Annotated in this window: 1 pseudogene; it reads left to right on the forward strand. The window is 75.4% G+C overall.

The features are described from left to right. Nucleotides 1-136: 136 nt before the first annotated feature. Nucleotides 137-325, forward strand: a pseudogene (locus B9S61_RS01345) (DNA-binding response regulator); the annotation flags it as partial.

Below are 325 nucleotides of genomic sequence, written 5' to 3' on the forward strand. Positions count from 1 at the left end.
CCCCGCCGGCCGGAAAGGTGGGGACCGGTTACCGATGCCGGCGCACCCCCGCCCCCGGCACGGTGGTGCCAGTCCCCACCGCAGCACCGACCCGGAGCGTGCCCGACCGGGCGGACGAACTTCCTAGGAGTAGCAGATGGGAGCACCCGTAACCGTCGGCGTGGTCGCCCTCGACCCGGTACTGGAGGCCGGCACGCGCACCACCCTGCTGGCCTGCCCGGACCTGACCGTGTGTGAGCCCGCGGACGCGCGGGTCGCCGTCCTCACCGTGGACCGCCCCGGACCGGCCGAACTCGACATGGTGCGCGCCACCCGCGCCCTGCGG

The sequence above is a fragment of the Streptomyces sp. SM1 genome, assembly GCF_002910825.1.
GTDB classification, from domain to species: domain Bacteria; phylum Actinomycetota; class Actinomycetes; order Streptomycetales; family Streptomycetaceae; genus Streptomyces; species Streptomyces okerensis.